Genomic DNA, 19,943 nt, shown 5'->3' with positions numbered 1-19,943 from the left:
GGAGTCCTAAATGGCAATTCGTTCTGTAGCTCTGGCAGGTATGGTAGCTGATACTTCCCTGTATAATATCGATGGCGCTTGTGTAGTTGGTGGCACTGCTCCAATCAATGTCGGTGTGGCTGTTAAAGTTGACCCAGCACCACTAATCGATGGTCACAAAGTTGTGGTCGCTACTGGCATCGCAGCTAACCAGGCTGTCGGCGTAGTTGTTAACTCTCATTACGAGACTCCAGACGGCACCGCTAAAGCGAAGGAAGCCGTTAACGTAATGACTGATGGTCGAATTTGGATGCGCACCACCCTTACAAAAGCGCCAACATTTGGTGCTCCTGTACTGGTAAGCGCTACTGGCGTTGTAGGCGATGCTGGTGTAGCAACTGGCTGGACCTTCGCTGGCGGCTTCATTCCTAACACTGGCACTAAGCCGCAAGACCTTAGCGTAGATGGCGCTTTGGTTGAGGTTCAGGTTAAACAGAAGTAAGATTATCCTTAATTAAATAAGCCTCCTTCGGGAGGTTTTTTTATGCTTAAAATCTGTTAACATCAACTCTCTTAAACAATTTCAGGAGTAACAAAATTAGCTTCATTGAATTAGTAAGGGAAAATATTCGCAATGGCGCAGTTAACATTAAAGGTGTTGAACTATCTAATGAGTTCTCTGTCTTTAAGGAGATTCGACCAGCCACATCAATTGCGTCACCGCAAACAATCACTGCAAGGGATGAAACAAAGCTAAGATTTACTAACTACGGGTTTGCGACTGTTGCCAGCTCCTACACAGGAACTGCGCCAAGTAACGGCATTCAAATGAAAGTCGAGTTTATGACAGATAGTCAACTTTTTGAGATTAAAACTATTGGTTCAATTGCCACATACTCAATCTTTGTTGATGGAAAGCTCTGCAATGCTGACGCAATCACTACCGCAAACGGAGAGGCTGTTAGCTGGATTCAGGTAAAGGCTAACGATGGAGTAATTCGAAAGGTAAGGCACGTTGAGATTTATGGCATAAACACAGCGCTTGGTGCAATCCAGGCAAACACGGAAGACACATTCTCTTCGGATATCAGCTCTGAGCGGCCATTAATTTATCAGATGGGTGATAGTTACACTTATGGTACTGGTGCTGCATACCCAACTCAGGCTTATGTATCATCCCCAGCAATCAATGACTTTTATGCATATAGTCGCGCCCTAGGATTTGACGGAATTGCTGAATGGATCGGAGGTAGTGGGTGGAACAGTACTGGCGGTCAGTATCCAGCAACAAGGGTATCAACCAGGCTTGCTAATATTAACAGAAAACCATCTGCGATTGTTTTCGCTCTTGGTTACAATGACGCTGCCGCAATTAACTCTGGTACAAACAAAGAAAAGCTAGTAACCAGCATGATTGAAGCGGTATCGGCAGCCAAGGCCGCTCACCCAAATGTTCCAATCGTTGTAGTAAGCCCCGCCACTCCGAAGGGAATTACATCAAACATTCAGACTGTTTATGACCTGGTTAAGGGTTTCTGCTCTAAGAATGGTATCGAGCTGCTCGAGGTTAGTAATGCGGTAACTAACGCCAATTCTGTTGTTTACACTGGCACGGATAACGTTCACCCTAACGGTCTTGGGCACCAACATCGTGGCTTGGAGATTGCAAGGTACGTCAAAATGGTTGCTTTGTCTGGCGGCAGCCTTGTTCCGAAATTTACCTCTGGATATATTGTTAACTTTATCGAGAGAAACGGATTTTCTGTTGAAGTTAAATCGGAAACTGTTCAAGCTGAATCTCTTGAGGCTGCACAAAATATCATCAAGTCACGAGCTGAAGCTAACGGCTCTATAATGATTGAAATCGTTTAACTTAAGCGCCTCATGGACGAGGCTATTGCTACACCTGAAAACTAGTGTATAATTGACTTGTACATACCTAACTGAAAAGGAATAAACAAGAATGGCCATTAAATTTGATGCAGAACAAGCAAAAATCACCGCTCACCTCGAGCAAATGGGCGTAGATAAAGCAGATGCTGCTGGTATCTGGACTGTTAAACAGCTGACCGCATCACTGAATCGCGCTTACGAACAAGAATACGCAGACAACTCAGTTGTTAATATCTTTCCTGTAACCAACGAAATTCCGGGTCACGCGAAATACTTCGAATACCCTGAGTTTGATGGCGTTGGTATTGCTCAGATTATCGCTGATTACTCAGATGACCTGCCGCTTGTTGATGCTTTTATGACCGAGAAGCAAGGTAAAGTTTTCCGTTTTGGTAACGCGTTCCTGATTTCCACCGACGAAATCAAAGCCGGTGCCGCAACTGGTCAGTCACTGTCAACTCGCAAACAGGCTCTGGCTTTCGAAGCTCACGATAACCTGCTTGATAAGCTGGTATGGCAGGGCTCTGCCCCGCACGGCATCGTAAGCGTGTTTGACCAGCCGAATATTAACAACGTAGTTGCAACTCCTAACTGGAGCGTCCCACAGAACGCAGTTAACGACGTTACCGCAATGATTGATGCTGTAGAAACCAGCACCCAGGGCTTCCACCATGTAACTGATATTCTGCTGCCAGCTTCCGCTCGCCGTGTAATGCAAACGCTGGTTGCTAATACAACCCTGAGCTATGGTGAGTTGTTTACTCGTAACAACCCAGGTGTAACCCTGCGCTTTATGCAGTTCCTGGACAACTACGATGGCGCAGGCGGTAAAGCTGCACTGGCGTTTGAAAAGGATCCGCTCAACATGAGCATCGAGATTCCGGAAGCGACGAACGTGCTACCTGGTCAACCTAAGGATTTGCATTTTAAATATCCTGTAACTTCCAAGGCAACTGGCTTGATTGTATACCGCCCTCTGACAATGGCAGTAATCAAAGGCATCACCTTCGCTTAATAAATTGCCCTCTCAGGAGGGCTTTTTTACGTCTGTACCAAATGGAATTGTTGGGTTATAATCACCAAATCAGATAAACAAAGGAGAAAGTAATGATTAAGTTAGAACACAGTGGCGCGTGCATGATTGTTTACAAGGGTGATAAATACTTACCAGGCGACACAATTGAAGCAAATGAACTTTGTGACGGACTGAAGCGTCTGATTGCTGAAGGCAAACTCACCATTGAAGGTGACTACAAGGCAACAAAAGAAGTGGCACAAGAAATCAACAGTAAGAAAAAGCGAAAAGAACCGAAGACCATTGACGAGGCTCAGACTGGTCAGGAATATAAATAACCAAATGGGCGCTTCGGCGTCCGTTTTTGTATGGGGGTTTTATGAACGAACAAGCACTAGTCTTTATGAGATCGTTAGTTCCTGCTTTGCGTAACGTGCCGGATGAAACTCTGGACGTATGGCTTGAACTGGCAAAGCTATACATCTGCGCCAGTAAGTTTGGTGATGATGCTTACAAGGCTTTGGCGCTATACACTTTACACATAGCCTTTCTTGATGGTGCACTTAAGCAGAATGAGTCACTAGATGATTATGGCAAGAAGGTAGCCAGTTACTCCCTGAGCGGTGAATTCTCTATTAGCTACGAATCAAGCTCTCAAACCCAATCATCACTAACAGCTACTCCATGGGGTCGTCTTTATTGGAATCTCCTTCGCAAGAAAGGTGGCGGCTTTGGTTTAATTTCGTCCTCTGGGCGTGGGTGCGGTTGCTGATGAATTATTCTCAAGTAGAATCATTAATGCGCACGGGAATCAATATCTTTAGCGATGGCGATGGCACTTTCACCATGAAAACAGGTAAGGGCGGCGTTGAGATTGTTGATGGTGTTGAGGTTCCGGTATCTGGTGGCGTTGCTTTGATTAAGGGTTTAGTAAGGGAGATTAAGAATAGGGATATTGATGGAGAATATATCCAGTTTGGCGACAAGCGTGGAATCTTCACTTCTGAAGTTCCTATCCTGCAAGGCTATAAGATTATCGTAGATAGTGAAACTTACGTAGTGGTTGACCCAAGACCAGTTAAACCAACGGGTACTGTAGTGGCTTACAGACCCATCCTTAGGAGGATTGCTACTTATGGCTAACAATGTTGGTGGCTTAGCCACCTTCACCAACTCTATTAATAATTGGATTTCAAGGGCTGATGATGGCTTCTCGGACATTGTTTCCGGAACTGTAATTAAAGCGGCAAATGCTATTGTTGATTTGTCTCCTGTAGATACTGGTAGGTTCAAAGCAAACTGGCAAATCACCGCCAACTCACCAGCCCAGCAATCATTAAATGATTATGACAAATCAGGAAATGAAACTAAGGCTTCATTAGCCAGGCAGGCGAGGGCAGTTGCTAACTCCAGTGCCACAAAAGTTATCTACATCACCAACCGCCTTGATTATGCGTCTGGCCTTGAATACGGGTCATCAAGGCAAGCGCCAGCGGGTGTTCTTGGCGTTGTTAATATCAGGCTTGGCAGGTATTTTGAAGAGGCAGTAGCTGAAGCTAGGAGTAAGCGATAATGCAATATGAATTATCTTTAGCATCAAGAAGGTTTGTAACTGATTTAGTAAAAACATTACCAGTCAGATATCCAATTGCTTACGAAAATGTAGCTTTCTCCCCACCAAATAATGGTGGAATGTGGTTCAAGTATGACTACACAGAAGCTGATACTGTAACATACGGGATAAGCAGAAAGTGTAAATATTATGTGGGCATGGTTCAAGTATCAATCTTCTTCTCACCTGGAGATGGTATCGATACCGCAAGGAGAATTGCTAATCAATTGGCAGAATCAATGACTGATGGTACAATGCTTGACACAGGCTACATTTATGAGGGCGGAGTAGTTCACCCAGTAGTGAAGTCACAATATGGCTGGTTCATTCCAGTTCGTTTCTATGTTCGTCTAGACTAAAAGGAAAATATATGGCCCATCTTAGTAACGGCACTCAGGTCTTCGTAGAAGGCACCAGGGGAGCTACTATCGACGTAACCGCGATTTCCAACGCCGTTACTCCTGTTTTAACTTTATCCAGCGTTGCAGATATTGCTCGCGGTGATTACCTTCTGTTTACCAGCTCAGCTTCAACCCTGCTGGCTGACAAGCAAGTTCGCGTTACCGCAGTATCTGGTTCAACTGTAACCGTTGAAGGTATTGATACCTCCAACACCACCAAGTTCCCGGCCGGTTTAACTGGCGAAGTGGTTAAGATTCTTAGCTGGTTTGAGGTTCCTTGTGTTCAGGACGTATCCACTGACGGTGGTGAACAGCAGTTCGTTAACTTCCAGTGCTTGTCTGATGACCGTGAGCAGCAGATTCCAACCTATAAGTCTGCGGTAACCAACACTTACACGTTTGCGCACGAATACACCAACCCGGTTTATCCGATTTTGCGTAACTATGACGAATCTGGTGCTGTTGTTGCTATTCGCCTGTTCGTACCTCGCGCCAGTGAGATGCGCCTTCAGTCTGGCACCATCGCTTTCAACGACACCCCGAGCATTGGTGTTAACGAAATCGAAACGGTATCAATCGCGGTATCTATCCGTGGCAGGCTGAGTTCTGTAGCTTCTGAGCTGGCATAAAAATTAACCCTCTTCGGAGGGTTTTTTATTGATAGCACTTTTTGTTAAAGACTAAATCTCGGATTACTGTATAGTTAATTCATCGAAACGAATTGAGAGATTAATGAAATGAAAAACGTAAAAAATATCATCAAACTTGCTGCGGTTCTGGCTGCTTTCTATGCAGTAGTTCAGATTGTTAATCCAACTGGAGAGGCTGATTCAAACGCAAAAGCAAACAAATACACTGTTGAATTTGCTAAAGCTGAGCGAGCATGTCAGTCGCTTGTTGGTGGTAAAGTTGACCAAATCATGAAATATGGCAAATAGGTTTGCAAGGACTCAGCCGCTAAGATTGCAAAAGAAAACACTAAGTAATATAATCGTTCAACATAAACAAAGGAGATAAACGAGATGGCAAAATTTAAACTTTCACTTAAGGCGCTTCCTGACTTTAAACTTCCAGTTAAGTTTCAGCTTGCAAATGGCGAGGACGCAGAAGTTGTACTGACAGTTAAGCACAAGAAATCATCTGAGTTGCAGGAGATTCTTAATCGTGAAAACTTTAGCACTAAGGAACTGATTAGCGAAGTCTGCTCTGACTGGGATTTAGAAGAGCCATTTAACGATGAAAACGTAGATGAGTTTGCAAACCTTTTCCCTGGCGCTGTGCCATCTTTGATGGATAGCTATATGAAAGCACTGGCAGGGCAGCGAGTAAAAAACTAAAACGCGCAGTATACTTACAATACCAGTCGCCACCAACGGATGCCGAGCTAGAAGCTATCGGAATGAAACGTTCCGATTACGAAGGTGAGGAGCCTGAAGAATTGTTCTTCGATGAAACAATGATGCAAAGCTGGGATGTGTACTGTGCCATGTCAACTCAATGGCGAGTAGGTGCTTGTGGAGCCACAGGCCTTGATTATAATTGCCTTCCATTCTTGTTCAAAGTCTATAAAATAGATGATGACGAAATGGTACTTAACGATATCAGAATACTCGAGGCCAAGGCCTTGGATATGATGAACGCCAAGAAATAGCCATCCTTCGGGGTGGCTTTTTTATTATGGAGACAATATGGCAACTAACGAAATTGCTGGTATCACGCTAGCCGTCGACGTCGCTCAGGTCGATAAGGGTACGCAATCATTACAGAAATTCAGGCAAGCAAACGAGCAAGCTGCAACTGGCATCAATAGCTTCATCAACGCCGAGCTTGTTGCTAAGACTCAAGCCAGGGACACCGCAAGGCAACTTGATGAGCAGCGCAAGTCTTTCGCATCACTTCAGCGAGCAATAGACCCAACCGCCGCCAAACTCCAGAAGTTGCAGAAAGCAGCAACAGATTTGGATAAAGCATTTGAATCTGGCGTGATTCCAGATGAAGAGTTCTTTAGGTTAGGTGAGGTCCTTGAAACTCAAATAAATAAGCTAAAAAGGTCTAAAACTGCCCTTAGCGAGGAAGGAAGGGCTGCGCTACAGGCGTCAATAGATAAGGAAAAGGCAACAGCAACCGCACAGAAGTTCATTCAATCGCTTGAGAACGAGGCTAACGCGGCAACCATGACAAGGACTGAGCTCCTTCAGCTTAAGGCTGCTCAGCTAGGCGTCAGTGACAAAGCTGCACCGATTATCGACAGGATTGGAAATGCCGCTGAGTCGTCAGCTGTTCAATTGCAGAAGCAGAGTTCCGCTTTTGTTAAGTCAGGTTTAAGCGCGGGGCAATACAAGCAGGCAATCAGACAGTTACCAGCCCAGATTACAGATATCGGAACCTCTCTTGCTGGTGGTATTCCTATTTGGCTCATTGCAATTCAGCAGGGCGGTCAGATTAAGGATAGTTTTGGCGGCATTGCTAACACCGCAAGGTTTGCATTAGCGGCCATCAACCCATTAACAGCAGTTGTTGGGACTTTGGGTTTAGCTCTTGGTGCTCTTGGTGTTGCGGCTTATCAGGCAGACAAGAATACTCGAGGACTCGCATCAACGATAACACTGGTTGGCAACTCAACTATCACGTCTACGGCGCAGATAAATCAGGTTGTTGATGGAATTGAGAGGTCAACACTGGCTACGCGCGGACTTATTCAGGAGATAGCGAATAGCCTGGTGGCGAGCGGAAATCTTACGCTTACACAAATAGATAAGATAACCAAAGCAACTGCTCAGTGGGCAACTGTTACATCAACAGACTCAAAGACAATCCTTGAGTACTTTGACAAAATCACAAAAGACCCGGTAAAAGGACTTGCTGAGCTTGATAAGCAATTTAACTTCCTGCAACCCGGGCAGCTTAAATACATTGAGAACATCAGGAAGACAGCCGGTGAGACAGCGGCAGCATCTGCGGCCACTGAGATATTTGCTGAAGTTATGGAAAACAGGCTCGATGACGTTGCGCTAAGCCTTAGTCCTCTTGAAACTGCCTGGAATAGCTTCAGGAAGTTTGTGAGTGAGATTTGGGACGCTATCGGCAAAAGGACACTTGGGGCCCTTAACTTAATAACTGACGTTGTTGCCGGGACGATTGAGCAGATAAGGATGCTCATAAACTCTGGTGATATTATCTTGGGTGAGTTCGCCATAGCTGCAACCAAGACACTGCAATCAATCCCTGGGCTTGGTGATGTAGGAAATGAGGTAATTGCTGAGCAGCAAAAGGTTGTTGATGCAGCCAAGAAGCAAAACGATGAGCTAGCAAAAAGCATAGCCGAGCGAGATGCGAGAATCAGGAAAGGCGAACTTGGTTATATCGATAGCAACAATAACATTAACCTGAACGGGAATAACCCATCAACTGATAAGGAGTTTGAGAGCAGGAGGAAGCAACTCAAAGATGAGCTAGACGCCATAATTAAAAACAGGACAGAAAGGGGTAAGGCAGAAAGGGATTTAACTTTATCTTATGAATCTGGTGTTCTTGCTCTTCAGGCTCAGCTGAAGGTTTTACAAGAGCACAAGAAAATAAGTGATGTAATAAGCAACGAACGCAAGCAGTTATTCCAGGAAGAAGCGAAGTTTGCAATACTTGAGCAAAGGCAAGCGGATGGTACGCTTACAAAATCACAAGCCAAGTTACTTGCGCAGAAGAATATCATTCTTGAACAGGCTAAACAGAAGGCTGAGCTTGGTGACCAGATTGTGCTTCAGGAGAGGTCAAACAAGTTACTTGATGACAACCTTAAGAAGACTGTGCAGATTAAGAATGAAGCAAATAATGTTTCGCTTGCTGCTAATTTATCTGACAGGGAGAAGCAGAGAGCAAAAGAGCTTCAGGCGCTTCAGTCCAATCAGGTAAACAAAGGTGGCTCTGTAGATGACACTGATTTTCAGGCTTTACTCGAAGCAAGGCGTAATTTCTATGCTCAAGAGGATGCGCTACGTGAAAACTGGCTTGCTGGCGTGAATCAATCCTTTGCTAACTGGGCTGAAAGCGCTACAGATGCTTTCTCAATTGCCGGAAGTTTAACCACTAAGGTATTTGAAGGCATTACTGACCAGATTACTGACCTTGTAACCACTGGAGAAACAAACTTCAGGGAGTTTACTGTAAACATACTCAAGCAGATTGCAAGAATTGCAACTCAGCTTCTTATTGTTAAGGCTATCGAGTCTAGCTTAAGTAGCTTTGGTGGTACTGGTGGCGCGATTGGGTCTATCGCATCTGCGATTGGCGGTGGCTTTGCTAGCGGCGGTTACACTGGAGACGGTGGAAAATATCAACCAGCAGGCACTGTACATAAGGGGGAGTTTGTATTCACAAAAGAAGCAACAAGCAGGATTGGTGTTAAAAACCTTTACGCATTGATGAGAGGTTACGCAAATGGCGGTGTTGTAGGCGGGCCTTCGGGCTATGCAAATGGCGGCTTGGTTTCTGGTGGTGCAGATGTTAATGTTAGCGGAATAACCGTTAACGTTAATAGTGGGATTGGAAGCGACCCGGAACAGGCCAAGGCGCTGCAAAATGGCGTTAAGGCAATTGTAGCAGAAGAGATTGCTCAGTCTTTCCAGCAGGGCGGCAGAGCCTTTGCTTATTTGAGAGGTTTCAACTAATAGCACAAAATGGTAAAGCCAAAAGGATTTGGCTTGCTATAATCAACTCATTAAAATCATAAGGAGATAAAATGAACTGGAATGATATTTTTGATTATAGAAATGGCGTTCTTTATTGGAAGATAAAGCCAGCAATACAATACAATATTGGCGATGTTGCTGGTTTCTTTTGTGAAAAGAGAGGTTACATAATCGTTCAATACAAGCGTGTAAAGGTAATGGCCCATAGGGTTGTATGGGAAATGTTTAATGGAAGAATAGCTGATGACATGGAAATTGATCACATTGACCACTCTAGAAAAAACAACAACATATCAAACATAAGACTGGTAACGAAGAGTGATAACATGAAAAACAAAAGCATGTACTCATCAAATAAAACTGGCGTTGTCGGGGTTAGTTACTGCAAAACAAAGAAAAAATTTATATCAAAGATAGGTAAGAGAATTCTATTAACAACAAGCAATTTTGAAGAGGCTGTAAAAGCGAGAAAAAGCGCAGAGATAGCCCTTAATTATCACAAAAATCACGGGGGTAAATAATATGGCTCTAGATACGTTTAATTTTTGCACTCAGATTCAAAATGGAGGCGCGACATTCTCTAACACCAATAACGTGCGTATTGTTAGCTTTGGCAATGGTTATGAACAAAGAGGGACGGGAGGATACCGCAGCAATAAGCGCAGCTACCAGATGACTTACACAAACAAGAACTGGCGTGAGGTTATGGATTTCTGTTTCAATCACATCATCACACCATTCTTCTGGAGAACACCGCAAGGCGATACTTCTATGTTTGTTATTCAGCAAGATAGCATCAGTGTAACGCCATTAAGTAGCGAAGTTCAGACTGTAAGCATGCAATTCGTGGAAGTCTTTAGCTCAATGCGTTAAACTAAGCCCCATTAGGGGCTTTTTTTATTGGAGAAAATCATGTTAAGTCCAAAGTTTGAAAATCAGTTGCAAAGCCTTTTCCCTGGCGAGATTGTGACACTAATCCAGGTTGATGGGACGGCATTTGGTAGTCTCGTTTATAATTTCCACAATGAAAACATCTCATACACGCCAGAGGAAATCATGCTGGCCCAAATGAACGGAGAGCCACTGCCAGAGAAGACAATTACCTTCCGCGGTGAAGAGTATGGGCCCCGACCATTTGGTATCTCGGGTATCAATATGACTTCTGACGGCAAGGCAAACAAGGTTACTCTGACAGTATCAAACGTAGACCAGCGCATTAGCGCATTGATTCGTGAATACAATGGTCTAGTTAAGGCTAAGGTTACTATCTGGATTACTACGCGCGATAACATCAATGAAGACGGAAGCATCGCTGATGGGGACTATCGACGATTCGTTTACTTCATTGAGCGACCAAAGCAGGTTGACTACAAGACTGCCTCGTTTGAGCTAAGTAGCCCAATGGATATGGATGGAATTTACATTCCAGCGCGACTTGTTCAGTCAGTTTGCTATTGGGCTTCTCGTGGCTGGTATCGTAGCGGCAATGGTTGCGCCTATGCTGGAAACCGATACTTTGATAAAGATGATAACCCAGTTAGTGATCCCTCATTAGACTTCTGCTCCGGAACGGTAAACAGTTGCAAAATTAGATTTGGCGCTAACAATCAATTGGATTTCGGCGGTTGTGCGGCAGCAAGCCTTCAGGCAAAGGCCAATCAGAACTAAGAGGGATTTATTAATGTTAAGTTCAAAGGTTAAACTGGAAATTTTCCAGCACGCAAAGGAAGTTTACCCGCATGAGTGCTGTGGAGTTGTTACGCAGAAGGGTCGTGCGCAGAAGTATCATAGAATAACCAATGTCAGCAAAGACCCTGAAAATGAGTTTGTACTTGATTCAAATGAGTATGCCGACATTGCATTTAATCTGGTTGATAACGAGTCAATTGTTTACGTAGTTCACTCCCACACTGGTGATGGTGCGACAACAAGACCTAGCCCAGCGGATATCTGTAGCTGCAACGAGTGCGAGATCCCTTATGTTATCGTCAGTATTCCAGAAGGAGACATGAGGATACTTGAACCATCAACAATGCCACTGATTGGTCGACCGTGGGGTTTGGGTAGCTTTGATTGCTGGGAGTTAGTCATGGGATTTCACAAAAAATACAGCGTCAAACTAAACGACTACCGAGTTAATTACCCGTGGTGGGAGAAGAGGTACGGGGAAAATATCTATGACGACAACTGGGTTAAGGAAGGTTTTGAGCTAGTAAAAACTTCAGATATTCCAATTGGCTCAATGATCATGATGCAAGTACAAAGCGAGGTTACTAACCACGCAGGAATCTACATTGGCAACAACAGATTCATACATCACCTTTATGGTAAAATGAGTTCTGTAGATATTTATTCCGATTACTGGCGCGAGCGAACTGTTCGCATTGTTCGCCATAAGGATTTACCAGAGGATGTAATTTATGACCCAGAAACTGATTGATATTAAGTTAGGCCTATCTCTAGGTCGCAAGTTTGGCAAGGTTCACCAAATGGCAGTAAACAGTGTGCCTGAGGCAATGAGGGCGCTTTGTTCTCAGATTCCAGCCTTCAAGGAGTTCATGAATAGCCATGTGGGGCAAAACACCAGGTATGCAATTTTTGTGGATGGTAGAAATGTTAATGAGCATAGAGTTGCTGATTTTAGCGCCGTTCAGGAGATACGCATTCTTCCAGTTCCGCAGGGTCGTAAGTCTGGTGGGTTATTTCAGACAATACTAGGTGCCGCGCTTATTACAGTTGGCATCTTCACTGGGCAGGTTTACTTGATTGGCGCTGGTGTTTCTCTGGCTGCTGGCGGCATTGCCCAGCTTCTTTCACCTCAAGCTACCGGATTAAAAGACCAAAGTAACCAGACAAGCAATAGAGCTTCTTACGCATTCGGCTCTGCTGTAAACACGGTAGCGGCTGGTTATCCAGTTTGCCTTCCATATGGTTATAGAACGGTTGGCGGCTCCGTGTTTAGTGCGGGAAGCTATTCTGAAGACAATGCTTAAATATCATACCCGCCTAGTGCGGGTTTTTTATTTAGTGTAGAATGGCACAAATGATCAAAACAAACATGAGGCTTTGTGATATGGCTGAAGAAATTAAGATTTATGGTGCCAAAGGCGGTAGCCAGAAGCAGCATCAACCAGTGGAGCAGGAAGATAACCTAATTTCACTTAACAAGGTTAAGGTATTACTTGCGGTTGCTGACGGAGAGGTGGACCCTAACTTCTCATTGAAGGATTTATACCTTGCTGATGTTCCAGTGCAAAATCAGAATGGCACCTACAACTATGAAGGTGTTCGCGCCGAGTTTCGCGCTGGTACGCAATATCAGGACTATATCGCTGGGCTTGACGGTGCGAACTCAGAGATTCAGGCTTCCAGGGAAATTACGAACGATACCCCGTACATCATTGCGGTTAATAACAGCCAGCTTTCGGCGATTCGAGTTAAACTCTTTTGGCCTCGACTGATCAAACAAGAAAGTAACGGAGACCTGAATGGCACAACTTGCGAGTATGCAATTGACTTGTCAGTTAATGGTGGGGCATATCAGCAATATACTCGCGGAGTTGCAAACGGGAAAACAACAACTGGTTACGACCGTAGCATACGTGTAAACCTTCCCGCTGAATTTGATAGTGCGCTGGTTCGCATCCGTAAGATTACAGCAGACTCAACAAGTAGCACGCTGGTTAATGGAATGCAGATTACAACCTATCAGGAAGTAATTGACGCTAAATTCCGCTATCCGCTTACTGCTCTGGTTTACGTTGAGTTCGGCTCTGACCTGTTCCCTAACGGAATCCCAACAATCTCTATCAAGAAGCGATGGAAGTTAATTCAGGTCCCAACAAACTATAACCCTGAAAGCAGAACTTACAGCGGCACATGGAATGGTTTATTTAAAATGGCGTGGTCAAATAACCCAGCATGGGTTCTTTATGACTTAGTGACAAACCGCAGATATGGACTTGACCAGCGAGAGTTAGGTGTAGAGATTGATAAGTGGGGCTTGTATGAAGCTGCACAATTCTGCGACCAGATGGTTCCAGATGGTAAAGGTGGAATGGAACCTCGTTATCTTTGCGATATGGTTGTACAGAATAAGGTTGAGGCATACACACTAATTCGTGATATCTGCTCAATATTCCGCGGCCTGACATTCTATGATGGCGAAAAGATTGGCATCGTAGTTGATAAGCCTCGCAATCCATCTTACATCTTCACGAACGATAACGTTGTAAATGGATTATTCAGCCGCACATTCGCTAGCGAAAAGAGTCTTTACACTACTGCGAACGTACAGTTTGATGATGTGGAGAATAACTATCAGCAAGATGTAGAGCCGGTATTTGAATTAGAGGCAACCCGCCGCTTTGGATTTAACCCTGTTGATTTAACTGCTATTGGCTGCACTCGCAGAAGTGAAGCAAACAGGCGCGGAAGATGGCTTCTAAAAACCAACCTGAGAAGCGAAACTATCAGCTTCACAACTGGGTTAGAAGGTATGATTCCGATGATTGGCGAGGTTATTGCGGTTAATGACGCAGCATGGTCGAGCAACTATCAGTTAAACCTTTCTGGTCGAATCGAATCTGTGCAAGGATTGCAGGTTTTTACTCCGTTTAAAGTTGATGCAGCACCTGGTGACAGAATCCTGCTTAACAAACCGGACGGTAGCCCAGAGGCTAGAACTATCGCAAGCGTATCTGAAGATGGTAGAACTATTAACCTGAACACGGCGTTCAGTTTTGTAGCTCAGCCAGATACTGTTTTCGCAATCGACAAGGACAATCTGGCACTTCAGCAATATGTTGTGACTGGTATTCAAAAAGCAGATACTGATGGTCAGGACTCGTTCCAGTACACAATTACTGCTGTTGAGTACGACCCGAACAAATATGACGAGATTGACTACGGCGTTAACATTATAGACCGCCCTACTTCAATTGTAGAACCTGACAGATTGTCGCCACCTGAGAACTTAACAGTATCAAGCTACAGCAAGGTTGTTCAGGGTTTATCGGTTGAGACGATGGTAATAGGGTGGGACAAAGCGCCATACGCTAAAACATACAATGTTCAGTGGAGGAAAGAGAATGGTAACTGGATTAACGTACCCAGAACAGCTAGCACAGAAGTTGATATTGAAGGTATTTACGCAGGAATCTATGACGTTAGGGTTCGCAGCGTATCAGATACTGAAAACGTCTCTGCCTGGTCTGATATTGTAACTGTATCGCTAACTGGCAAGATTGGTAGCCCATCTGCGCCAACCGTTATTACTGCTTCAACTGATGAGGTGTTTGGCATTCGTGTTAAATGGGGATTCCCTGAAGGCTCAGGCGACACAGCTTACACTGAACTTCAGCAAGTTGCTGATAACGGTGACGGTACTTACAACCCTGATAACGCGAGCTTGCTGACGCTGCTTCCTTATCCAGCCTATGAATACTGGCACACGCCAATTCAGCCAGGCAAGGTTATCTGGTATCGTGCAAGATTAATTGACAGAATCGGCAACACCTCTGACTGGTCTGATTTCGCTAGAGGTATGAGCACTGACGATGCCAACATTATCAACGAATATATCAAAGTTGACATTGAAGGTTCGGAAGGATTCAAATATCTCGAACAGAATGCGATTCAAAAGAATCAGGACATTCAGAATCAGGCTGAGGCAATCATCGAGAACGCATTAGCAAATGACACTGATGTTCGCCGCATGACAAAGGAGAATGGTGCCAGAAAGGCTGAATACGTTCAGGCGGTGAATCTTATTGCTGATGAAACTCAGGCGCGCGTAGAGGCTCTCACGCAGCTTAAAGCGCAGATTGATGGTGAGGTTGTAGCTTCCATAACTGAGGTTCAGACGGCACTAGCCACCGAAACAGAAGCAAGGACCACTGCCGATACTGCTTTGAGCGCTCAGCTTGGAGATACTCAGGCTGCACTTAATGAAAAACTTGACTCATGGGTTGATGCGGAATCCGCTGGCGCTCAGTACGGTGTTAAGTTAGGTCTAAAATATAATGGGGTTGAGTATAGCGCAGGGATGAGCATGGAGCTTGTTGGCAGTGGTACTGGCGTTAAGAGTCAGTTCATCTTTGACGCAAACAGATTCGCTATCAGTAACGGGATTGGATCTGGTTCCGGTCAGTGGTCATTGCCTTTTGTTGTTGAGAGCAACCAGGTGTTCATCCAGAGCGCCGTGATCAAGGATGGATCAATCACTAATGCCAAGATTGGTAAAAGAATTCAATCAAATGACTACGTTCAAGGAAGTCAGGGGTGGGCTATTGATAAATCTGGTTTTGCTGAACTAAGTAATGCCACCGTTAGAGGAAGCCTTTACGCTAACAATGGTAACTTCGCGTTTAACGGAACAAGCAACACTGTTCAGATTAACGGTAACGGAATCACTGTTAACCTACCAGGTGGAGGAATGGTTGTAGTTGGAGTATGGAGTTAAAATATAGCCCCCTTCTGGGGGCTTTTTTAGTACATGTTTGGTATGTACGGTAACCGCATTGAGATGTTGGTGTTGAATGGGAACCGCGCGCCAGACTTCGTTGAGTAGTTACCATAAACACTTCCTTTATGCGCCCTAACCTGACCATTTGACATTGCAACGCCCTTGTATCTAAGGTTGTTGTATCCACCAGTAACCTCAACCATCGCGCCGCACCTTAGTATTGGGAAAAACCCATTACCTATTGATTGGTATGAGTTGGAAAGCTGGAGGAATCCACTTAGTACAAAAGGTCGCTTGACGCTGGAAAACACTATCTGGCCAGAGGCGTTTGAAATTGTTAAACCAGGCCCTGCGGTTGGTGCTGTATTGTTGAATATAACAAGATCGATAGTTACTGATGCTGATACATTATCAATTCCTGTGTAGGTATTGTTTCTACATAGTATTCTTTCCCCGTCAAACTCAAGGGTGACATTTGGGTTATTCCACCTTCCAAACGGTATTCCAGTCACCGGGAGTGTATAGCTTCCATTCACAGTCACAGTTCCGACATACTGAGCAGTCAGGAGTCTACTGTTTGATGTTATTGCAGTGAAGTTAGTCGAATCACTGACAAATATCCCCTCACTGCCTGGTGATGCACCAAGAACCTCAAAACCTTGCGCACCAAATCCAATCAAACGTCCTGATGAGCCGTTAAAGTTACCTATACTTATCCTTCCAGTTGAGTTATTGACCCTGGAAAATCCATTCATGAAATAAACCTCAGGTATGAAGTTGAAGTCATAAACGTCAATAGCCTTTGTCGGCAATATGAAGGCCTCAGATCCTTGAGTCATTGTTAGTCCGAAGTCTCTAGTGCCATTGGCGGAATTAAACGTGGAGTTACTGCTAAGGCTTCCTGTTACTGATGGCGCTCTTAAACCTGCAGTTATCTCCATTCTCGGTCTTCCGTCATTCAAGTCTATCAAGATACCCTGAGGCATTATTTCCACTCCTTTGTGCCATGATCTTTAACTGATCCAGAGAAGTTTTTGATACCATCCCAGCGGATATCTGTTTCACCTGAAGCTACAACTACACCTCCTTTCCATTTAGCAACACATGAGCCGTTAACTTCAGTCGCGCACCAACCGTCAGGTCGGGGTCCGGAAGAACAACCTACAGTCATGATTACTGCTGCCGCGATTATTGCTGATTTGATGAAGTTAGTCATTTTGTATTCCTTAGTGAGTGTGTTTCGTTTCGATGGAGTAACTATAGCAAAGGATGATTACGGAGTCTTTAGCTATTCGTGCTATTGTATACGCGTAACCGATGTAACTCGGTGTATACAATCTCGTCCGCGGAAAATGGTATACGCGCTGTTACGCCTAGTTACGCATTAGTTACATTAAAATATCTATATATATCAAGCTTTTACTCTTATTATTATTATTATTATATATTACTGTGTATATCATGTAACTACTTCTATAGAGTGTTCCGGTTATAATTTTAATATCATGTGGATTTATACAGTATTGCGCGGCAGCTATACCGATGCACCCTTAGCGAGAAACGGTATACACGATATACACACTAGTTACATTAAGCTATAGCTGGGCCGAGATGCCAGAAAGCGTAACCATTGGCAATGCCTACACGAAATTACAAGGATTCACGCGTAAGTCTGAGTCAACGATTGGCAAAACCAATTGGACTAGCTACCGTGCCGAATATATAGTTAACCCATCGAAAGCAAACAACCAGAGAGATAGAGAAATGACCTACTACATTATCAAAGAGAAAAACAACGCACTGTTCGGCGATTGCTACTTTGGTGGCCCTGCTGGATACACAACGGATAAAAACGAGGCTGACAGATTCGAGACCAAAGAAGAAGCCCGCGATGTTCTGACCGGGTGCTTCACTGAAGAAGATTTGAAATCTGTTAAGGTAGTTAAGGTTAAGGAATAAAATATGGGCTTTAAAGTTTTTACGCGAGAGGAGTTAAGCAGCGAGTCTTACCACTCTGAGACTGATCACATCTCTGGCAGTTCACTTGTCGAGATTATCCAGGGTTCTCCAGCTAAGTGGAAGTTCAAGCAGCGAAACAATGATAGTAAGGCGCTTAAGTTTGGCACTTTATCTCACTGTATGATTCTAGAACAAGATGTGTTCGATAAAGAGTACTTGCGAGCAACCGACCTTGATGCGATTGATGGTTTAATTACAAGTCAGACAGCATTATCGGCAGCACTTAAAAAAGTTGGTGTAGCTGGCACGTCAGGGAAGGGGTATAGCGAGCTTGTAGAGATGATGTATCGCTCTGGTGAGGATTGGAGTGTTAAATGGTTAATTGAGCAGCAGGAGAGCGCCCAAGCGCTTGTGGAGGGTAAGGAGCTGGTTAGCGCAGCAGACTATGACGAAGTGGTCGCCATGCGTGAGGTTCTTTGCAATATTCCGGCATATAATAAAATCGTGAATAGCGAAACGGCGCAGAAAGAGTTATCAATATTTGGTGAGATTCTCGGTGTAGGAGTGAAGATTCGAATAGACCACGTAGATGTAATTGATGGAGTTGTATGCATTACAGACCTGAAGACGACAGCCAGCGCATCACCTCAGGAGTTTGGGAGGCTTGCATTCAAGCACGGGTATCTCGCAAAAATGGCCCTTCAGCACGATGTTTTCGTCAGGGCTTTTAACGAGAAAAGAAGAACAAAAGTAAGGTTACTTGCAATCGAGAAAGAGGCACCTTACTTACCAATGCTTTACAATATTACAGAAGAGCAACTGAAGGTTGGTCGTAGAATGTATCTAGAGGCCCTTGCAACTTACAAGAAGTGCAAAGAGAATGATGTGTGGCCCGGATATGCGATGGGTGCAACAGAGATTGATTTAGATGTACCTGAGTGGGATATGAGGAAATACAGAGATGAACTGGTCTGAAATTTTTGATTACGATGGGGTTAATTTGATATGGAAGATAATGAGCGGAACTAGAGGTTGCATTGGTAAAGTTGCTGGAAATGTAAGTAAGACTAACGGTTATGTAAGGTTGAGGTACGATGGCAGGGAGCACAAGGTTCACAGAATTATATGGGATATCGTAAATGGTAAAATACCTAGTGGTTTATTTGTTGATCACATAAATCACATTAGAAATGATAACAGGATTGAGAACTTGCGATTGGTGAATAGGCAAGGAAATGCCATGAATCAGTCATTGAGAAAAACAAACAAAACCGGAGTTCTGGGTGTTAGTTGGGTGCCAAGGCTATCAAAATATGTAGCAAGAATGGGTGTGGATGGTTACGAGTATCACATTGGGTGTTTTGACTCAATCGAGGAAGCCGCTAGAGCAAGAAAAAGCGAAGAGGTTAAGTTGGGATTTCATAGAAATCACGGAAATAGCACAAATTGCTAAAACAACAATGGATAGCTCAGGTATAGTTATCCCATCAAAAACGAACGAGGTTAAAGATGCAAATTTCAGAATCATGCAAATCAATTTTAAACGCGCTACACACTGCAAAAGCAATGTTTGCAAAGGCTGAGCGCTCTAAGCAGAACTCGCACCTTAAAAACAAGTATGCAACCTTAGATGATGTTTTAGCAGCCGTTGAGCCTGGTTTGGATGAGTGTGGTTTGGTTATGTTTCAAAGCGTCCTAGATGACGAGCAAACTAATAGAATGAAGGTTGAGACAAAGCTATTTCATGCTGAGTCAGGAGAGTGGGTTAGCTTCTTAATGATTGTCCCAATCAGCAAGAATGACGCTCAAGGTTACGGCTCTGCTCTTACATATGCTAGACGCTACGGCATTACAGCAGCTTTAGGTCTTAGTCAGGCAGATGACGATGGCAATCTCGCAGCTAAAGGTGTTAAAGACTTCAAGCGCGAGCTAG

At 44.2% G+C, this 19,943-nt stretch carries 25 protein-coding genes; 23 read left to right on the top strand and 2 right to left on the bottom strand.

All coding sequences use genetic code 11. From position 1 onward, the window contains the following. Positions 1-10: 10 nt before the first annotated feature. The 19 genes from FVW27_RS08650 to FVW27_RS08560 all read left to right on the top strand — a co-directional run bounded on the left by FVW27_RS08650 (position 11) and on the right by FVW27_RS08560 (position 16,048). Complete coding sequence (locus FVW27_RS08650; RefSeq protein ID WP_167124375.1) at positions 11-481, top strand: structural cement protein Gp24; 471 nt, start codon at positions 11-13, stop codon at positions 479-481. Positions 482-807: 326 nt separating this feature from the next. Then, a complete protein-coding gene (locus FVW27_RS08645) occupies positions 808-1,851 on the top strand; it encodes an SGNH/GDSL hydrolase family protein (RefSeq protein ID WP_167124373.1) in 1,044 nt (347 codons plus the stop codon). 91 nt (positions 1,852-1,942) lie between these two features. Then, entirely contained in the window at positions 1,943-2,887 is a 945-nt protein-coding gene (locus FVW27_RS08640; RefSeq protein WP_167124371.1) for a major capsid family protein, read from the top strand. Positions 2,888-2,979: 92 nt separating this feature from the next. After that, positions 2,980-3,225, top strand: coding sequence for a DUF7444 family protein (locus FVW27_RS08635; protein ID WP_167124369.1), 246 nt, complete (start codon positions 2,980-2,982; stop codon positions 3,223-3,225). 41 nt (positions 3,226-3,266) lie between these two features. Next, entirely contained in the window at positions 3,267-3,659 is a 393-nt protein-coding gene (locus FVW27_RS08630) for a DUF4054 domain-containing protein (RefSeq protein ID WP_167124367.1), read from the top strand. Further along, a complete protein-coding gene (locus FVW27_RS08625) occupies positions 3,659-4,030 on the top strand; it encodes a hypothetical protein (protein WP_167124365.1) in 372 nt (123 codons plus the stop codon). Before FVW27_RS08630 ends, FVW27_RS08625 begins: the two co-directional genes overlap by 1 nt. Next, positions 4,023-4,460 (top strand): HK97 gp10 family phage protein, encoded by a 438-nt coding sequence (locus FVW27_RS08620; RefSeq protein WP_167124363.1) that lies wholly within the window; start codon positions 4,023-4,025, stop codon positions 4,458-4,460. The genes FVW27_RS08625 and FVW27_RS08620 overlap by 8 nt, the downstream gene beginning before the upstream one ends. Further along, positions 4,460-4,858, top strand: coding sequence for a phage tail terminator-like protein (locus FVW27_RS08615; RefSeq protein ID WP_167124362.1), 399 nt, complete (start codon positions 4,460-4,462; stop codon positions 4,856-4,858). The genes FVW27_RS08620 and FVW27_RS08615 overlap by 1 nt, the downstream gene beginning before the upstream one ends. A gap of 11 nt (positions 4,859-4,869) precedes the next feature. Beyond that, on the top strand, positions 4,870-5,529 hold the full coding sequence (locus tag FVW27_RS08610; RefSeq protein ID WP_167124360.1) for a phage tail protein: 660 nt from the start codon (positions 4,870-4,872) through the stop codon (positions 5,527-5,529). 108 nt (positions 5,530-5,637) lie between these two features. Beyond that, positions 5,638-5,838, top strand: coding sequence for a hypothetical protein (locus tag FVW27_RS08605; RefSeq protein WP_167124358.1), 201 nt, complete (start codon positions 5,638-5,640; stop codon positions 5,836-5,838). An 84-nt stretch (positions 5,839-5,922) separates the two neighbouring features. Then, positions 5,923-6,237: a phage tail assembly chaperone gene (locus FVW27_RS08600; RefSeq protein WP_167124356.1), complete on the top strand. Its 315-nt coding sequence runs from the start codon at positions 5,923-5,925 to the stop codon at positions 6,235-6,237. Positions 6,238-6,299: 62 nt separating this feature from the next. Further along, entirely contained in the window at positions 6,300-6,551 is a 252-nt protein-coding gene (locus tag FVW27_RS08595) for a DUF1799 domain-containing protein (protein ID WP_167124354.1), read from the top strand. 37 nt (positions 6,552-6,588) lie between these two features. Then, entirely contained in the window at positions 6,589-9,564 is a 2,976-nt protein-coding gene (locus tag FVW27_RS08590; RefSeq protein ID WP_167124353.1) for a phage tail tape measure protein, read from the top strand. A gap of 71 nt (positions 9,565-9,635) precedes the next feature. Further along, positions 9,636-10,106 carry an HNH endonuclease signature motif containing protein gene (locus tag FVW27_RS08585; protein WP_167124351.1) on the top strand — a complete coding sequence of 157 codons (471 nt, stop codon included), beginning with the start codon at positions 9,636-9,638 and terminating at the stop codon, positions 10,104-10,106. Between the two features lies 1 nt (position 10,107). Further along, the gene (locus tag FVW27_RS08580; RefSeq protein WP_167124349.1) at positions 10,108-10,458 is read left to right on the top strand and encodes a phage tail protein; all 351 of its coding nucleotides are present in this window, start codon (positions 10,108-10,110) and stop codon (positions 10,456-10,458) included. Positions 10,459-10,497: 39 nt separating this feature from the next. Next, the gene (locus FVW27_RS08575) at positions 10,498-11,253 is read left to right on the top strand and encodes a phage minor tail protein L (protein ID WP_167124347.1); all 756 of its coding nucleotides are present in this window, start codon (positions 10,498-10,500) and stop codon (positions 11,251-11,253) included. A gap of 13 nt (positions 11,254-11,266) precedes the next feature. Beyond that, on the top strand, positions 11,267-12,025 hold the full coding sequence (locus tag FVW27_RS08570) for a C40 family peptidase (protein WP_167124345.1): 759 nt from the start codon (positions 11,267-11,269) through the stop codon (positions 12,023-12,025). Further along, positions 12,006-12,578, top strand: coding sequence for a tail assembly protein (locus FVW27_RS08565; protein ID WP_167124343.1), 573 nt, complete (start codon positions 12,006-12,008; stop codon positions 12,576-12,578). The genes FVW27_RS08570 and FVW27_RS08565 overlap by 20 nt, the downstream gene beginning before the upstream one ends. 80 nt (positions 12,579-12,658) lie before the next feature. After that, a complete protein-coding gene (locus FVW27_RS08560) occupies positions 12,659-16,048 on the top strand; it encodes a TipJ family phage tail tip protein (protein WP_208294705.1) in 3,390 nt (1,129 codons plus the stop codon). Positions 16,049-16,074: 26 nt separating this feature from the next. Here the strand turns inward: FVW27_RS08560 and FVW27_RS08555 are convergent, their stop codons facing one another. Together FVW27_RS08555 and FVW27_RS08550 are read right to left on the bottom strand one after the other, a co-directional pair. Continuing rightward, positions 16,075-17,037, bottom strand: a complete 963-nt coding sequence (locus FVW27_RS08555; protein WP_167124339.1) for a DUF6453 family protein — start codon at positions 17,035-17,037, stop codon at positions 16,075-16,077. Further along, positions 17,037-17,267, bottom strand: coding sequence for a hypothetical protein (locus tag FVW27_RS08550; RefSeq protein ID WP_167124337.1), 231 nt, complete (start codon positions 17,265-17,267; stop codon positions 17,037-17,039). Before FVW27_RS08550 ends, FVW27_RS08555 begins: the two co-directional genes overlap by 1 nt. 395 nt (positions 17,268-17,662) lie before the next feature. Between FVW27_RS08550 and FVW27_RS20610 the strand changes: the two genes are divergently transcribed. From FVW27_RS20610 to FVW27_RS08530, 4 genes are all read left to right on the top strand, one after another. After that, positions 17,663-18,010: a hypothetical protein gene (locus tag FVW27_RS20610; RefSeq protein ID WP_208294704.1), complete on the top strand. Its 348-nt coding sequence runs from the start codon at positions 17,663-17,665 to the stop codon at positions 18,008-18,010. A 3-nt stretch (positions 18,011-18,013) separates the two neighbouring features. Beyond that, on the top strand, positions 18,014-18,985 hold the full coding sequence (locus tag FVW27_RS08540) for a PD-(D/E)XK nuclease-like domain-containing protein (protein WP_167124334.1): 972 nt from the start codon (positions 18,014-18,016) through the stop codon (positions 18,983-18,985). Continuing rightward, on the top strand, positions 18,972-19,463 hold the full coding sequence (locus FVW27_RS08535; protein WP_167124332.1) for an HNH endonuclease: 492 nt from the start codon (positions 18,972-18,974) through the stop codon (positions 19,461-19,463). The genes FVW27_RS08540 and FVW27_RS08535 overlap by 14 nt, the downstream gene beginning before the upstream one ends. 56 nt (positions 19,464-19,519) lie before the next feature. Next, positions 19,520-19,943 (top strand): ERF family protein (locus tag FVW27_RS08530; protein ID WP_167124330.1); only part of this gene is annotated, 424 nt, incomplete at its 3' end.

The organism is Nitratidesulfovibrio liaohensis (assembly GCF_011682075.1).
Taxonomy (GTDB): Bacteria; Desulfobacterota; Desulfovibrionia; order Desulfovibrionales; family Desulfovibrionaceae; genus Cupidesulfovibrio; species Cupidesulfovibrio liaohensis.
Note: the sequence above shows the minus strand (reverse complement) of the source record. Positions and strands in the feature narration are given on the sequence as shown.

Excerpts from the sequence above, each read along its gene's own strand:
- FVW27_RS08620 (WP_167124363.1), top strand. The coding sequence starts at position 4,023 with ATGGCTAACAATGTTGGTGGCTTAGCCACCTTCACCAACTCTATTAAT.
- FVW27_RS08590 (WP_167124353.1), top strand. The coding sequence starts at position 6,589 with ATGGCAACTAACGAAATTGCTGGTATCACGCTAGCCGTCGACGTCGCT.
- FVW27_RS08570 (WP_167124345.1), top strand. The coding sequence starts at position 11,267 with ATGTTAAGTTCAAAGGTTAAACTGGAAATTTTCCAGCACGCAAAGGAA.
- FVW27_RS08575 (WP_167124347.1), top strand. The coding sequence starts at position 10,498 with ATGTTAAGTCCAAAGTTTGAAAATCAGTTGCAAAGCCTTTTCCCTGGC.
- FVW27_RS08650 (WP_167124375.1), top strand. The coding sequence starts at position 11 with ATGGCAATTCGTTCTGTAGCTCTGGCAGGTATGGTAGCTGATACTTCC.
- FVW27_RS08600 (WP_167124356.1), top strand. The coding sequence starts at position 5,923 with ATGGCAAAATTTAAACTTTCACTTAAGGCGCTTCCTGACTTTAAACTT.
- FVW27_RS08605 (WP_167124358.1), top strand. The coding sequence starts at position 5,638 with ATGAAAAACGTAAAAAATATCATCAAACTTGCTGCGGTTCTGGCTGCT.
- FVW27_RS08625 (WP_167124365.1), top strand. The coding sequence starts at position 3,659 with ATGAATTATTCTCAAGTAGAATCATTAATGCGCACGGGAATCAATATC.
- FVW27_RS08615 (WP_167124362.1), top strand. The coding sequence starts at position 4,460 with ATGCAATATGAATTATCTTTAGCATCAAGAAGGTTTGTAACTGATTTA.
- FVW27_RS08555 (WP_167124339.1), bottom strand. The coding sequence starts at position 17,037 with ATGCCTCAGGGTATCTTGATAGACTTGAATGACGGAAGACCGAGAATG.
- FVW27_RS08595 (WP_167124354.1), top strand. The coding sequence starts at position 6,300 with ATGAAACGTTCCGATTACGAAGGTGAGGAGCCTGAAGAATTGTTCTTC.
- FVW27_RS08610 (WP_167124360.1), top strand. The coding sequence starts at position 4,870 with ATGGCCCATCTTAGTAACGGCACTCAGGTCTTCGTAGAAGGCACCAGG.
- FVW27_RS08630 (WP_167124367.1), top strand. The coding sequence starts at position 3,267 with ATGAACGAACAAGCACTAGTCTTTATGAGATCGTTAGTTCCTGCTTTG.
- FVW27_RS08565 (WP_167124343.1), top strand. The coding sequence starts at position 12,006 with ATGACCCAGAAACTGATTGATATTAAGTTAGGCCTATCTCTAGGTCGC.
- FVW27_RS08580 (WP_167124349.1), top strand. The coding sequence starts at position 10,108 with ATGGCTCTAGATACGTTTAATTTTTGCACTCAGATTCAAAATGGAGGC.
- FVW27_RS08560 (WP_208294705.1), top strand. The coding sequence starts at position 12,659 with ATGGCTGAAGAAATTAAGATTTATGGTGCCAAAGGCGGTAGCCAGAAG.
- FVW27_RS08640 (WP_167124371.1), top strand. The coding sequence starts at position 1,943 with ATGGCCATTAAATTTGATGCAGAACAAGCAAAAATCACCGCTCACCTC.
- FVW27_RS08535 (WP_167124332.1), top strand. The coding sequence starts at position 18,972 with ATGAACTGGTCTGAAATTTTTGATTACGATGGGGTTAATTTGATATGG.
- FVW27_RS08550 (WP_167124337.1), bottom strand. The coding sequence starts at position 17,267 with ATGACTAACTTCATCAAATCAGCAATAATCGCGGCAGCAGTAATCATG.
- FVW27_RS08540 (WP_167124334.1), top strand. The coding sequence starts at position 18,014 with ATGGGCTTTAAAGTTTTTACGCGAGAGGAGTTAAGCAGCGAGTCTTAC.
- FVW27_RS20610 (WP_208294704.1), top strand. The coding sequence starts at position 17,663 with ATGCCAGAAAGCGTAACCATTGGCAATGCCTACACGAAATTACAAGGA.
- FVW27_RS08585 (WP_167124351.1), top strand. The coding sequence starts at position 9,636 with ATGAACTGGAATGATATTTTTGATTATAGAAATGGCGTTCTTTATTGG.
- FVW27_RS08635 (WP_167124369.1), top strand. The coding sequence starts at position 2,980 with ATGATTAAGTTAGAACACAGTGGCGCGTGCATGATTGTTTACAAGGGT.
- FVW27_RS08645 (WP_167124373.1), top strand. The coding sequence starts at position 808 with ATGAAAGTCGAGTTTATGACAGATAGTCAACTTTTTGAGATTAAAACT.